Consider the following 11833-nt stretch of genomic DNA (forward strand, 5'->3'; position numbering starts at 1 on the left):
AGTGGGGATCAGTGGTCGTGCTCGTCGTCGAAGTCCGCGACGCCGCGTTTCCAGTAGCCGGTCACGTCGTGGTCGTCCTTGCCGAGCCCGAGGTCGTTCTTGAGCCAGCGGCGCAGCGGCTTGATCTGCCCGGCTTCACCGGCGACCCAGGCGTAGAGCCGTTCACCGGCGGGGACCTCGACCGTCATGACCGCGCGGGCGAGCATGTCCGAGGCGCCCGGCGCGACGTCGCCTCGGTGCAGCCAGTGCACCTCGACGTCTTCGGGCGCGGACAGCTCGATCTCTTCGCTCGCGTCGGTGACCTCGATGAATGCCCAGCCCGCGGCGGTGCGCGGCAGCTCTTCGAGCCAGCGCGCGATCGCGGGCAGCGCGGTGAGATCACCGGCGAGCAGGTAGCGGTCGTAGGTGTGCGGCACGATCAGCCCACCGGGCGGACCCGCGACATGCACCGGGGTGCCAGGGGTGACCTTCTCGGCCCAGCCGGAGCCGAGCCCGCCCTCGTGCAGCGCGACATCGAGGTCGAGCTCCCCGGAAGCCGGGTCGTACCGGCGGACCGTGTACTCGCGCGACGTCGGCGAGGGCTTCGGCCAGCGCAGCATGTCGCCGTCCTGGACCGGCAGCTTCGGCTCGGGATCCAGCTCGGGGAACAGGATCTTCACGTGTTCGTCGGGCGAATGCGCCTCGAAACCCACGGTTCCCGGCCCGCCGAGGGTGACGCGCAGCAGTCCGGACCCGATCATCTCGGTGCGCACGACCTCGGCCTGCCGGACCCGGATCGGGTACGGGACCTTCTCCGCGTGCGCTCCCCCGCGCACCTCGGCGATGCGTTCGAGGTGCCGGTGGCGATGGTCGGCGCGGCTCACGCGGTGCTCCCGGTGAGGACCTGGGTCCAGTGGCCGAGGGTCGGCTGTTCGGCGAGGTCGGCGAACTCCAGGGTGTCGGCGCCTTCGGTGCGCCACTGCTCGACGAGACCCATGATCCGCATCGAGTCGAGACCGAGGTCGGTGAGGTCGGTCTCCGGCTTCAGCTCGGCCGGATCGCAGCCGAGCAGCTCGGCGACGTCGGCGTGGATCTTTTCGACGGTGAGGCTCATGAGCGTGCTCCGGCGTGGATCGGGGCCAGCGCGGCGAGCGCGGCGGCCGTGGTGGTCAGCGCGCCGCAACGCTGGGCGACGTACTCGCAGGCCTGGTCGTGGCGCTCGCGGGAGAAGTCCGCGACCGCGTCGCCGACGAGGAACGGCTGGATGTCGCGCATGAAGGCCTCGACCGCGGTGGCCTGGCAGCCGATATGCGCGTAGACACCGGTGATCAGCAGCTGGTCCCGGCCCCCTTCGGCGAGCTGCTCGGTGAACGTGCTGCGCTGGAACGCGCTGTAGCGCCACTTCGTCAGGACCTTGTCCCCCGGCTTCGGGGCGAGCTCGGGCACCACGTCGGCGGCGGCGGGGTCTTCGTCGATGACCGCGCCGATACCGTCGCCCCAGAACTCGGTGAGCAGTCCGCGATCCTCGGCGGCCTGGTGACCGGGCTGCGCGGTGTAGAACACCGGGACACCCGCGGCGCGGGCGGCGTCGGCCAGCGCGGCGATGTTCGCGACCATCTCCGGTATCGGGGATCCCGCGTACGGCGCGAGGAAGTACCGCTGCGCGTCGTGCACCAGCAGCGCGGCGCGCGCGGGGTCGGGCTTCCAGCCGACGCGGCCGGCGGGCAGCTCGGCCTCCGTCGGCAGGGCGTACGGCTCGATCTTGGGCAGTGACACGTTCACTTCTCCTTCGCCAGGGCGGCCAAAGCCGCCCGCAGCTCGCGTTTGCTGGTCTTGCCGACCCCGGTCACCGGGAACTCCGGCACGATCTGGACCAGATCGGGCACCTTGAACGCCGCGACCCCGCGCTCGCGGACGAACCGGCGCAGCTCCGCCGCGGCGGGCTCGGCGCCGGCCGCGGGGACGACGTAGGCGCAGGTGCGCTCGCCCAGGTACGGATCCGGCACCGCGACGACGGCGGCGTCGAGCACCCCGGGGTGGGCCATCAGGTGGTTCTCGACCTCTTCCGCGGCCACCTTTTCCCCACCGCGGTTGATCTGTTCCTTGGCCCGGCCGACGACTTCGAGGTGTCCCGAGGGGTGCTGCCGCACGAGATCCCCGGTGCGGTAGAAGCCGTCCTCGGTGAACGCGGTCTTGTTGTGCTCGACGGCGCGGTAGTAGCCGCGGATCGTGTACGGGCCACGGGTCAGCAGCGCGCCGACCTCGCCCGGCGCGACCACGTCGTCCGAAGTGGACAGAGGATCGTCCGGGTTCACGACGCGGACCTCGTCGTCCGGCGAGATCGGTCGTCCCTGCGTGGCGAGGACGTACTCGTCCGGATCGTCGAGCCGTGTGTAGCAGACCAGCCCCTCGGCCATGCCGAACACCTGCTGCAGACGGCAACCCAGCGCGGGCCCGATCTTCTCGGCCAGCTCGCGCGCGCATTTGGCGCCGCCGACCAGCAGGACGTCCAAAGAGGACAGATCGCGGGTGGTCCGCGCGGCCGCCTGCGCCCATGCGGCGGCCAGGGGCGGCACGAGCCCGGTGATCGTCACGCCTTCGGCCTCGATCAGCCGGAACGCGGTGTCGGCGTCGGGACGCGGCGCGAACACCGTGGCCCCGCCCGCGTGCAGCGCCCCGAGGAGACCCGGTGAGCTGAGCGGGAAGTTGTGCGCCACCGGCAACGCGGCCAGGTACACGCTTTCCGGGCGCAGGCCGCAGATCCTGGCGCTTTCCCGGACGCTGTAGAGGTAGTCGTCATGGGTGCGCGGGATCAGCTTCGGCAGTCCGGTGCTGCCGCCGGACAGCTGGAGGAACGCGACCCCGGCGGGATCCGGATCCGGCAGGGCACGCGGAGTCGCCGCTTCGAGCACGGCGAACTCCTCCGTGCCGACGACGAAGACGTTCCGTACCGAAGGGATTTCGGCAGCGACCGCGCGGGCCATGGCCGCGTGGTCGAATCGTTCGTGTTCGCCGACGGTCAGGATCGCCGCGGCCTCGCTCTGCTCGGCGAAGTGCCGCAGTTCGCTCGCGCGGTGCGCCGGCAGCGCAAACACCGGCAGCGCACCGGCCCGCCACAGTCCGAACACGACGGACGCGAACTCCGGCACGTTCGGCAGTTGCACGACGACCCGGTCACCGGCCTGGATCCCGGCGCCGGCGAATCCGGCGGCGAGCCGATGCGCCCGCTCGTCGAGTTCGGCGAAGGTCCAGCGGGCGTTCTCGCCGATCACGGCGGGACGCTCGGCGTACGCCTCGGCGAGGCTGGTCAGCAGCTTGCCGAAGGTCTGGCCGCGCCAGTATCCGGAAGCCCGGTAGCGCGCGGCGGTTTCGGGTGGCCATGGCACGTGATCGAGGTTCATGCCGCTCCCTCCAGGCCGAGCGCCCGCAGCATGGTGCCGAACTTCGCGCCGGTCTCGGCGAGTTCGGCCGCCGGATCGGAGCCCGCCACCACGCCGGCGCCGGCGAACAGCCGCACGGTGCGGTCGCGGACCTCGGCGCAGCGGATGGTGACGACCCATTCGCCGTCCCCGTCCTGGTCGGTCCAGCCGACGAGACCCGCGTAATAGCCGCGATCCTCGGGTTCGAGCGCGGCGATGGTGTCACGGGCGAGCGCGGTCGGGACGCCGCAGACGGCGGGTGTCGGATGCAGAGCTTCCGCCAGCCCGAGCGCGGACGAACCGGCGTCGCCCGGGTCGGCGAGCCGTCCGCTGATCCTGGTCGACAGGTGCCACATCGTGGGGGTGCCGATCACCTCGGGCTCGGCAGGGACGTCGAGGTCGTCGCAGAACCGGCCCAGCACTTCGGCCACCTGCGCGGCGACGTGGGCGTGTTCGGCACGGTCCTTTTCGGACGCCAGCAGATCCTCGATCCGGCGGGCGTTTTCGGCGTCGTCGGCCACCCTCTTCCGCGATCCCGCCAGCGGGTTGGCCGTCACGACCCGGCCACGACGGGAAACCAGCAGCTCCGGGCTCGCGCCGATCAGGGTGCGCGGCGCGGGGTCCCCCGGCGCGCTGACGTCGACCGCGAACGCGTGGGCCGCCGGGTCCGCGTGGACGAGCCGGGCCAGCAGCCGTGGCACGGCGATGGGGTCGCCACCGGTGACGTCGAGGCAGCGGGCCAGCACGATCTTGCGCAGATCACCGTCGCGGATCTCGTCCAGCGCCTTGGCGACGGCGGTGGTGTAGACCTCCGGCGCGGGCCGCGGCGACACCGACCAGTCCCCGCCGCCGAGCGGGTCGACCGGACCACTCGCCATCGGTGGTCCGGCCCGGCGCACCACGGCGGGCACCACCAGGCTGCTCGGCGCGTCGGGCCGGAAGCCGATGGCCCCGGCCACCACGGGCTCGGTCACTCCCGCCACGAGGGCGGCGTCGAGGACTTCGGCGGCGGCACGGGCGCGTTTGCCCGGCACCGCGTGGACCGGGGAGTACACACCGTCGGCGAGAAGCGATCCGCGAGCGGACGAGTAGTAGAACGATCCCGGCAGGTACGCCGCCAGCAGATCGGCCGCCTGGTGGACCGGCCTTGGCCGGGCCGGTGCAGGTGAGGACACGACTGGATTCCCTTTCGCGAATACTACTGACCGAACAGGCGCTGGTGACACCCCAGTACGCAAGCGCCGACTACGACTTTTGGTTAGCCTAACCTAATCGTACGGACCCGAAAAGTCTTCGTTGCGTCATCGAGATCACGCGCGGAGCGTGGCGCCGCCGTCGACGTACAGGTTCTGCATCGTGATATGCCGCGCGCGATCGGAGGCCAAAAACAGGACGGCGTCGGCGATATCGGCGGGCTCGGCTATCCGGCCCAGTGGTATGCCGACCCGGTATTGCTCCGGATTTCCCTCGATGACACGGTCCGCGCCGTTCTCGTCCGTCCACAGTAGACGTTGCATATCGGTGTCGGTCGAGCCGGGAGAGACGATGTTGCAGCGGATGCCGGAACCGGCGAGTTCGAGCCCGAGACAGCGGGTCAGCATCGTCGCGGCCGCCTTCGACGCGGCATACGCGGCCATCCCGCCGCGTGGCACTCCGGCCGCGTTCGACCCGACCGTCACCAGCACTCCGCTCCGGCGGGGCACCATCCGGCGGGAGATCTCGCGGAGCACGGTGAAGACACCGGTGGAGTTGACCGCGAAGGTCGCCGCCCAGTCTTCGTCGCTCGTGTCGCAGACGGACCCCGGCTTCAGTACACCCGCGACGGACGCGCCGATCCCGATCGGCCCGAGTTCGCGTTCGACCTCATCGACGACCCGCGTGACGGCGACGGGATCCCCGACGTCCGCGACGAACGACGTCACTCCATCCCTGGAAGCGCTTTTGGCCAGGTCCACCGACGCCACGATCGCACCCGCCCGGGCGAGCCCGTCCACGACGGCCGCCCCGATCCCGCGCGCGCCTCCGGTGACGAGTGCGACCTTGCCCTCGATCCCTTCCACGCCACAACCACCCCCCGTCTCATTTGCTTAGCCTTGCCTAAGCTAGCGGGTGGATCCGGACAAAGCGAGGGACCGACACCGGTGATCCGGGACACTTCCGGGGTGAGCGGTGGCCGTAAAAATGCCGTGGTACGTGCCAAACATGTGTGCTGCCCGTGACCCACTAGCCGGGCAAGGGACACGACAGCGGACCACGCACGGTTCCCTCACCCCGCAACGTGATCTGCGCGCTCCCGCCGAGCGAATCCCGCGCGGTGCACACGATCTGGTCCACCGCCCGCGCCGACAACCCGGCGACGCCGACCGAGAGGGTCACCGTGACCCCGTTCGGCGCGGGCGTCTGGTCCAGGACCGCTGTGCCGGGCGGGACTTCCGTGGAGTACTGCCGTTCCCGCTCGCTCTCGTCCGGTCCGGCGGCGAGCAGATCGACGGGGCTCGCCGGCGGCAGTTCCTGTGCCAGCGGGCGCAACACACGGACCGGTTGCCCGCCGGACAGGAAGTAGAGCACCGCGCCGTTGGCGGGCCCCGACGGCGCGGGCGCCCCGGAGATCACGGCGCTGGGCCGGACGCCGCAGCCCGCGACCACGGCGACGATCAGGAGTACCGAAAACCAGCTCTTCCTCATGCCGTCACTCCCAAGCGCGGCAGGCGAAGCGTGAACACCGCGCCGCCGTCGACGCCGTTGGCCGCGCTCAGGTCACCGCCGTGCAGCCGGGCGTTCTCCCAGGCGATAGCCAGTCCGAGTCCGCTGCCGCCGGACCTCGCCCTGGCCGAATCCGCCTTGTAGAACCGGTCGAACACGTGCGGGAGCACCTCGGGCGCCAGCCCGGGCCCGCGATCCGAGACCTCCAGCGTGATCAGCTCCCCCGCTTCGGAAAGCCGGAGCGAGACCGGCTTTTCCCCGTGCCGCAACGCGTTCCCGACCAGATTCGCCACGATGACGTCCACCCGCCTCGGATCCCACTCGGCGAAGATCCCGGCGGGCAGGTCTTTCTCCACCTCGCCCGTCCAGCCCCGGATGCGCAGGCTCGCCGTGATCACCTCGGCGACGTCGACCTCCTCCGGCGCCAGCGCGGCCGCCCCGGCGTCGAAGCGGGAGACCTCGATGAGGTCGTTCACCAGCCGCGTCAGGTTGTGCGTCTCCTCGATGCTCATCTTCGCCGCGCGACCGGCGTCCCCCGGCAGCTTCGACGCCTCCTGCTCCAGCACGTCCGCGACCGCGGTCATCGCGGCGAGCGGGGTGCGCAGTTCGTGGGAGACGTCGGCGACGAACCGCCGCGCGTCGGATTCCATCCGCTCCAGCTCGCCGACGTGCCGCTCCAGCGCTTCGGCCGTCTCGTTGAAGGTCCGCGCCACCCCGGCCAGCTCGTCCGAACCACGGACGCTGATCCGCGCCCGCAGATCACCCTTCCCCAGCCGCCGCGCCGCGTCGCCCAGTTCCCGCACCGGCCGCAGCACACCGCGGGCGGCCAGCAGCGCCAGCCCGATCGCGAAGACCAACGCCACCCCGCCGATCAGCCAGGCCCGGGTGGCGAGTTCGTCGATGCTCTTCGCCTCCGGCGCCATGCTGCGCGCGACGTAGGCCTCGATACCCGAATCCCGTTGCTGCCCACCGGGAAGCACGACGGTGAACCTGGTGCCCACCACCAGCATCGGTGCGCCCCGGGAGTCGACTCGTTGCCAGGCGACGTTTCCCGACCGGACCCGCTCGCGAAGCTCGGGCGAGATCAGCGCCCGCATCTGCTCGCTGCCGCTCGCCTTGTCCTCGTACAGGACCAGGGAACTCAGGTCACGGTCGGACAGTTCGCCGCTGATCCGGCTCAGCGTCCCGTCGCCCGGCGGAAGCGGGCCGAGCGGAAACAGCGCGGTGGCCTTGTCGACCAGGACGCGGGCCGTGGCGTCCTGCGCCTGCTGGAGGATCACGGTGCGGGACTGGACGTAGGCGCCGCCGGCGACCGTCGCCGCGGTGATCACGACCAGCAGGCTGAACGCCAGGAGCAGCCGGGTGCGCAGGCCACCGAGCTTCACAGTGGCCCGAAGCGGTAGCCGAACCCGCGGACCGTCTGCACGTACACCGGCGCGGACGAGTCGTCCTCGATCTTCGCCCGCAGCCGCTGCACGCAGGCGTCGACGACGCGCGAGTCGCCGAAGTATCCGTGCTCCCACACGCTTTCCAGCAGGTACTGACGGCTGAGCACCCGGCCAGGGACCTGGGTGAGTTCGAGCAGGAGCCTCAGTTCGGTCGGGGCGAGGGCGACGGGCTTGTCCCCCTTGGTCACGGTCAGCCCGGCACGGTCGATGCCGAGGTCGCCATGCCGCTCGATCTCGGCGGGCGTGGGCAGCGACGGCGCGGGTTGCCCGCTGCGGCGCAGCACCGCGCGGATCCGTGCCTCCAGCACCTGGGCCCTGGCGGGTTTGACCACGTAGTCGTCCGCGCCGGCGGCGAGCCCGGCCACCACGTCGATGTCCTCGTTGCGCGCCGTGAGCATGATGATCGGGAGATCCCCCGCCGCCCGGATCCGGCGGCAGACCTCGAAACCGTCCAGTCCGGGCAGCATCAGGTCCAGCACGACGATGTCCGGCGGCCGGGACGCGAGCCGGGCGAGGCCTTCCTCGCCGGTGGCCACCGCGTCGACCGCGTGGCCACGGCCGCCCAGCGCCATGCTGAGCCCGTCACGCACGGCTTGGTCGTCCTCGATGAGCAGCACCCTGGGCATGCCGACGACTATCGCAGCGCCGGACGGAATCCGCTCGTCCATGACACGCCATGGTGCCCGTCCCGTTTCCGCGGAACGTCCACGTAATGTCATCGTTGCGTCACGACGTGCTCCGTGCGGAACGGTGACATTTTCGTCGGCGTCCGCGCACGTCGCCGCGATCGGGTCCGCACAGGCGTCGGCGAATGTCGACGGCATGAAAGAACTCGTGCTCGCGGCGATCACCCGCGTCCTCGCGGTACTGCTGCTGATCCCGGCGTGGCTGCGGCGCCCCGGCCAGGCCCGGCGGATCGCCTGCGGCTGGGCGCTGTCACTGCGGTTCCCGGCCGAAAACCTCGCCGGGCTCACCACCGGGACGCTCGCCGCGTTCACCGCCGCCAGGACCGAGGCGTTCTGGCGGCACCGCACGCTCCTCGGCGTCACCTCGGGGCATCGGGACGCCGCCGAGCAGCATCGGCTGTACCTCGCCGAGACCGCCCGCGGCGGCAAGCGTGTCCTGCCGCCGCAGGATTCCGCGCACGTCGGCGGTACCGCGCTGGACGTCCGGCCGCGCGAAGGCGCGCAGTGGCTGGAGGACCACGGAGCCCGCTTCGCGCTCTACCGGATCTACGACAACGAGTGGTGGCATTTCGAGTACCGGCCCGGGGAAGCACCGCCCGTGCGGCTGCCGCATCCGGGCTGGCGGGAAGGTGTCACCCGGTGACGGTGATCCGCGGCGCCAGTGCCGCCAGGAAGTCGGCCGCGTCGAAGACCTCGCCCGCCGAGACGACCCCGGTCGCCTTGGTCCGGCCGTCGAGCACGCGCTGGACGGCCTCCACGACCAGCGGTGCGGTGATCGCGTAGATGTCCTGCCCCCGCGCGACGATCCGCCGCTCTTCGCCGCCGGCTCGCACCACGACGTCGACCACGAACTCCTGTGCCGACGGGCCGTCGGCGGGAGGCGCGGGGGTCTCGGGTGTCACGACCTCGCGGGCCGCGTTCACGGTCATGTAGGTGGTCACTTCGGGAATGTCGAGGTGACTGGGGACGGTGATGACGTCGGCCATCGTGAACTCGCCGAGCACGGCGCGGGTCCCGAGCGGCGCGGGGAAGTCCCAGTCCAGCTCCGGCAGCGCGTCCTCACGGTGTTCGATCCGGCCGCGCGCGAAGCGGATCCGCTTTCCGTCGCGCCGCTCCCGCGAGACCTTGCCCGCCGCGCGAGTTCCTTCCGTCGGATGCCAGCTGCTCAGCCCGTAGGCGACGTGCGCTTCGTCGGCGGACGTCCAGTCCCCCATCGCGGCGGTGACCATCAGATCACCGAGACCGCCGAAGAACGCCATCGCAGGGATCACCGTCGCTCCCGCGGCGCGTTCGCCGAACTGAGCGAAGGTGTCGATGTTCGCTTCGAGCTCCGCGGCCACGTCGAGGTACGGGATGCCCGCCCGCAGGGCCGCTTCGATCACCGGAGCGGCGGTGTCGGCGAACGGCCCGGCGGCGTTGATCACCGCGTCCGCACCCGCGAACGCTCGGTCGAGCGAAGCCGGGTCGTCGACCGACGCCTGCCGGACGTCGAGATCGGGCCAAGGCAGGCCGCGCAGCTTCGTCTCGTCGCGTCCCACGGCCAGCACGCCGAATCCGCGTTCGCGCAACTCCGCCACCACGAACCGCCCGGTGTGCCCGTAGGCCCCGAACACCGCGACGTCGTACGTACCCATGGTTTCTCCTGCCCTCGGTCGATCCACTGTGGACCATCCTGTCGGCTGATCCGGCCGATCGACAGTGTCCGGAACGCCATCATGCGTACACTTTCGGACATGAGTACGGTCGCCCTCACCTCCACGGACGGGATGCTGCAGTTCGAGCTGTCCATCGCCCATGAGGTCTTCGACACGGGCCTGTACGAATTCGGTGTCTACGGCTCTAAAGCGGTGAAGGTCGGGCGGTTCCTGCTCGAACCGGACCACGGGCTCGACGATTTGACGCGCGCCGGCACCGTCATCGTCCCCGGCTGGGCCGACGTCGACGTCGATCCGCCGCCGGATCTGGTCGAGGCCGTGCGCGCCGCCCACGAAGCGGGCGCGCGGGTGGCGTCCCTGTGCACGGGCGCGTTCGTGCTGGCGGCCGCCGGGCTGCTCGACGGCCGCCGGGCGACGACGCACTGGGCGCACACCGACGTCCTCGCCGACCGGTTTCCCTCGGTGGAGGTCGATCCGGACGTCCTCTACGTCGACAACGGCAGTGTGCTCACCTCGGCGGGCAAGGCCGCCGCGATGGACCTGTGCCTGCATCTGGTCCGGTCCGACCACGGTTCGGCGGTCGCGAACACCATCGCCCGCCGCCTCGTCGTCCCGCCGCACCGCGCGGGCGGGCAGGCCCAGTTCGTCACCGCCCCGGTGCCCGACCAGGACGACCATCCGCTCGGCGGCCTGCTCCCCTGGGTCACCGAACGGCTCGACCGGCCGCTGACCGTCGAAGACCTCGCCCGGCACGCGAACATGAGTTCACGCAATCTGGCGCGGCACTTCCGGTCGGCGACCGGGACGACCCCGCTGCGCTGGCTGCTGACCCAGCGCATCCGCCGCGCGCAGGAACTGCTGGAGCGGACCGACGACAGCGTCGACCTGATCGCGGAGGCCACCGGGATGGGCACCGCCGCCACGCTGCGGCGGCACTTCAACCGCACGGTCGGGGTGCCGCCGGACAGCTACCGCCGCACTTTCCGCGCGGCTGTCGGTAAGTAAGGCCAAGCGGCGGGCCGGGTGTCGCGAAAGCCACTTTCGCGACGTTCGATGTCCCGAAAGTGGCTTTCGCGGCACGGTCGGATAGCCCCACCGCGCCCCCGGCACCCTCAGGCGCGCAGCCGTTCCGTGACCAGATCCGCGACGGCCGCCATCCCGGCCTCGTTCGGGTGGTACGGCACGCGTCCCGGCGCGGCCGCGTACCGCTCCATCCACGGGACGGCGGCACAGGCGTCGTGGTCCGAGCTGATCGCGGCCGCCGGGACCAGGGTGGCCCGTTCGGCGCGGGCCGCCCGCCGGGTCGCCGTCGCGAGCCGGTCCGCGACCTCGCGTTCGAAGACCAGCTGCTCCGGGGTGAGCGGAACGCCGTCGCAGGCGGGCGCGGTGCGCGGCACGATCGTCAGGTAGTCGACGACCAGCACCCGCGCCCGCGGCGCGCGCCGGTGGACCTCCGCGATGACGGCGCCGATCTTCTCGTGCACCGTGGTCAGCGCCGTGCGGACGGCGTTCTGGTCGACCTGGCCGCAGTTCGTGCCGCCGGTGTTCTGGCAGCCGTAGGTGAACAAGCTCCCGACGTAGCCGACGTCGTTGCCGCCGATGGTGACCGTCACGAGCCGGGTGTCCCGGGTGACGGCCTCGATCTGCGGCGGCTGCCCGGCCTGCCCCGAGGTGAGGATGTTCGCCGTGGTCGCACCGCTGCAGGTGACGTCGGTGAGGGCGAATCCGCGTTCCGCGGCCACGAGAGTCGCGTAGTTCTTCGTCGAACGTCCGCACGCCGCAGGGGTTCCGGGCTGCTGCGGCGGGATTCCCGGCCCCGCGGCGAAGGAACTGCCCATGGCGACGTAGCGGGCGGCCCCTGCGGCATGGCCCGGCGGCGTGACCAGGAGACCGAGCGTGACCGCGGCGAGCACCGCGACGGACATCCGCTTGAACATGTCGAA

Annotated in this window: 13 protein-coding genes; 2 read left to right on the top strand and 11 right to left on the bottom strand. The window is 71.4% G+C overall.

Annotated elements, in window-relative coordinates; translation table 11 throughout:
* Nucleotides 1-8: 8 nt before the first annotated feature.
* The 9 genes from H4W30_RS22250 to H4W30_RS22290 form a co-directional block, all read right to left on the bottom strand.
* Nucleotides 9-863 (bottom strand): siderophore-interacting protein, encoded by an 855-nt coding sequence (locus H4W30_RS22250; RefSeq protein ID WP_192744623.1) that lies wholly within the window; start codon nt 861-863, stop codon nt 9-11.
* Nucleotides 860-1093 (bottom strand): phosphopantetheine-binding protein, encoded by a 234-nt coding sequence (locus tag H4W30_RS22255; RefSeq protein WP_192744624.1) that lies wholly within the window; start codon nt 1091-1093, stop codon nt 860-862. The genes H4W30_RS22250 and H4W30_RS22255 overlap by 4 nt, the downstream gene beginning before the upstream one ends.
* Complete coding sequence (locus H4W30_RS22260) at nt 1090-1761, bottom strand: isochorismatase family protein (RefSeq protein WP_318780642.1); 672 nt, start codon at nt 1759-1761, stop codon at nt 1090-1092. The genes H4W30_RS22255 and H4W30_RS22260 overlap by 4 nt, the downstream gene beginning before the upstream one ends.
* Nucleotides 1758-3380, bottom strand: a complete 1623-nt coding sequence (locus H4W30_RS22265; RefSeq protein ID WP_192744626.1) for a (2,3-dihydroxybenzoyl)adenylate synthase — start codon at nt 3378-3380, stop codon at nt 1758-1760. Before H4W30_RS22265 ends, H4W30_RS22260 begins: the two co-directional genes overlap by 4 nt.
* The gene (locus H4W30_RS22270; RefSeq protein WP_192744627.1) at nt 3377-4573 is read right to left on the bottom strand and encodes an isochorismate synthase; all 1197 of its coding nucleotides are present in this window, start codon (nt 4571-4573) and stop codon (nt 3377-3379) included. Before H4W30_RS22270 ends, H4W30_RS22265 begins: the two co-directional genes overlap by 4 nt.
* A 135-nt stretch (nt 4574-4708) precedes the next feature.
* Nucleotides 4709-5458, bottom strand: coding sequence for a 2,3-dihydro-2,3-dihydroxybenzoate dehydrogenase (dhbA, locus tag H4W30_RS22275; protein WP_192744628.1), 750 nt, complete (start codon nt 5456-5458; stop codon nt 4709-4711).
* Between the two features lie 163 nt (nt 5459-5621).
* A complete protein-coding gene (locus tag H4W30_RS22280; protein ID WP_192744629.1) occupies nt 5622-6083 on the bottom strand; it encodes a GerMN domain-containing protein in 462 nt (153 codons plus the stop codon).
* Entirely contained in the window at nt 6080-7486 is a 1407-nt protein-coding gene (locus H4W30_RS22285) for an ATP-binding protein (RefSeq protein ID WP_192744630.1), read from the bottom strand. The genes H4W30_RS22280 and H4W30_RS22285 overlap by 4 nt, the downstream gene beginning before the upstream one ends.
* Nucleotides 7483-8217: a response regulator transcription factor gene (locus tag H4W30_RS22290; protein WP_318780643.1), complete on the bottom strand. Its 735-nt coding sequence runs from the start codon at nt 8215-8217 to the stop codon at nt 7483-7485. The genes H4W30_RS22285 and H4W30_RS22290 overlap by 4 nt, the downstream gene beginning before the upstream one ends.
* A gap of 154 nt (nt 8218-8371) precedes the next feature.
* Between H4W30_RS22290 and H4W30_RS22295 the strand changes: the two genes are divergently transcribed.
* Nucleotides 8372-8878, top strand: a complete 507-nt coding sequence (locus tag H4W30_RS22295; protein WP_192746759.1) for a M15 family metallopeptidase domain-containing protein — start codon at nt 8372-8374, stop codon at nt 8876-8878.
* Here the strand turns inward: H4W30_RS22295 and H4W30_RS22300 are convergent.
* The gene (locus H4W30_RS22300; protein WP_192744631.1) at nt 8868-9869 is read right to left on the bottom strand and encodes a saccharopine dehydrogenase family protein; all 1002 of its coding nucleotides are present in this window, start codon (nt 9867-9869) and stop codon (nt 8868-8870) included. The genes H4W30_RS22295 and H4W30_RS22300 overlap by 11 nt on opposite strands.
* Nucleotides 9870-9950: 81 nt before the next feature.
* Between H4W30_RS22300 and H4W30_RS22305 the strand changes: the two genes are divergently transcribed.
* Nucleotides 9951-10895: a helix-turn-helix domain-containing protein gene (locus H4W30_RS22305; protein ID WP_455423573.1), complete on the top strand. Its 945-nt coding sequence runs from the start codon at nt 9951-9953 to the stop codon at nt 10893-10895.
* A 107-nt stretch (nt 10896-11002) separates the two neighbouring features.
* On the opposite strand, the gene H4W30_RS22310 is transcribed toward H4W30_RS22305, so the two are convergent.
* Nucleotides 11003-11827: an SGNH/GDSL hydrolase family protein gene (locus H4W30_RS22310; protein ID WP_192744633.1), complete on the bottom strand. Its 825-nt coding sequence runs from the start codon at nt 11825-11827 to the stop codon at nt 11003-11005.
* Nucleotides 11828-11833: the final 6 nt, after the last annotated feature.

Source organism: Amycolatopsis roodepoortensis, from assembly GCF_014873915.1.
Classification (GTDB): domain Bacteria; phylum Actinomycetota; class Actinomycetes; order Mycobacteriales; family Pseudonocardiaceae; genus Amycolatopsis; species Amycolatopsis roodepoortensis.